2 protein-coding genes are annotated in these 1,799 nt (G+C 73.1%); both read right to left on the bottom strand.

What is annotated here, in order from left to right:
• Positions 1 to 1,031, bottom strand: a 1,031-nt coding sequence (locus CA983_RS43300) for an ABC transporter permease (protein WP_086606070.1), incomplete at its 3' end; no start/stop codon positions are given.
• Positions 1,028 to 1,799 (bottom strand): ATP-binding cassette domain-containing protein (locus tag CA983_RS43295; protein WP_143645821.1); only part of this gene is annotated, 772 nt, incomplete at its 5' end. The genes CA983_RS43300 and CA983_RS43295, both read right to left, overlap by 4 nt.

The following is a 1,799-nucleotide window of genomic DNA, read 5'->3' as shown; positions in this document are numbered from 1 at the left end:
GCTGTGGGTGTGTCGCGGGCCGCGGCGCCGCCACGCAACCGGCGGCGAGCGGCGTATCCGGCCAGGCCCACGGCGATGAGCAGGGTGCCGCCGTGGAACAGCGGCACCGTCCAGAAGTCGGCGCCCAGCTGGGCGATGCCGGTGAGGCCGACGGCCAGGACGGCGACGGCGACCACGGTGCCGAGGGCGTTGGGCCGGCCGGGTTTGATCGCCGTGGAGCCGAGCAGGGCGCCGACGAAGGCGGGCAGCAGGTAGTCGAGGCCGACGCTCGGGTTGCCGATCTGCTGCTGTGCCGCGAGCAGCACCCCGGCGAAGCCGACGATCAACCCCGAGGCGGCGAACGCGTACACGGTGTAGGTGCGGGTCGGGATGCCGACGAGGTCGGCCGCGCGCGGGTTCGACCCGACGACGTACAGGTACCGGCCGAGCGGTAGCCGCTCCAGCACCAGCCAGAGGATGCCCGCGAGGGCGAGCACGTAGAAGGCGGGGACCGGAAGGCCGAGGAACGTGGAGTCGTAGAGGTCGGTGAACGCGGGCGGGAGCCCCTGCGGGCCGGGGACGATCCGGCTGCCGTCGGTGATCCAGCCGGTCACGGCGTACATCATGCTGCCGGTGCCGAGGGTGGCGATGAAGGAGTCGATCCGGCCGAACTCGACGATGACGCCGTTGAGGACGCCGACGACGAGCCCTCCGGCGAGCACAGTGAGGCAGGCGAGCGGCCAGGGCCAGCCCTCGTTGACGACGAGCTGCATCACCATGACGTGGGCCAGCCCGAGACCGTAGCCGATGGAGAGGTCGAACGCGCCGGTGACGATGGGCACCATGGCGGCCAGCGCGAGGACGGCCGGGATCGACTGGCTGGACAGGATCGAGTCGACGGTGTCCAGCGTGGGGAAGGTCTCCGGCAGGGCGAGGGAGAAGACCAGGTAGAGCAGGGCGGTGAGGGCGAGCAGGCCGTAGGCGCCGATGTGGTGCCCGCCGGGGGCGCGCAGGCGCCCGGGGCGGGGCGAGGGCGAGGGCGGTTCGGTCATGGGGTCGTCGCGGCGGTGGACGCGGGCTCGGACGGGGGCATGGCCGAGGCCGCCCGGGTGAGCCCGGTGACGGTGAGGGCGGTGCCGCTCAGCTCGGCCGTCACGGATCCGCGGACGAAGACCAGGGTGCGTCCGCACACGCTCGCGACCTCCTCGAAGTCGGTGGACAGGAGCAGGACCGCGAGACCTGCCGACACCGCCTCGTCGAGCAGATTGTGGATCGCTGCCTTGGCGCCGATGTCCACGCTCGCGGTCGGCTCCTCGAGGATCAGCAGCCGCAGCTCCGTCCGCAGCCAGCGGCCGATCATGACCTTCTGCTGGTTCCYGCCGGAGAGCGTGGCGATGGGGGCCTCGCTGTCGCGTGGGCGCACGGAGAACCGGTCGATGAGGGCGGCGGCCTGGGCACGTTCGCGGCGGGGGCTGATCCAGCGCGGCGTCGGCCGCCCTCCCGCTCGGGGATTGGCCAAAAGGTTCTCCCGGACGGTCAGTTCGGCAAGACACCCCTCCCGCAGCCGGTCGCCCGGCACGAAGCCGACCCCGAGGGCGACGGCCTCCGCGACCGTACGGGGCTGGTAGGGCCGCCCGTGCAGCACGACCCGCCCGCCCAGGAGCGGCCGGGCCCCGGCCAGGGCACGTCCCAGCTCCGTGTGCCCGGCGTCCGAGAGCCCGACCAGTCCGAGAACCTCTCCGGCGGCTACTTCCAGGCTGACGGGTCCGGCCAGCGGCGTGCGTACGGAGTCGAGGGCCAGGACGGGTGGAGTGGCAGGC

It is taken from the genome of Streptomyces swartbergensis (assembly GCF_002148965.1).
Lineage (GTDB): Bacteria > Actinomycetota > Actinomycetes > Streptomycetales > Streptomycetaceae > Streptomyces > Streptomyces swartbergensis.
Note: the sequence above shows the minus strand (reverse complement) of the source record. Positions and strands in the feature narration are given on the sequence as shown.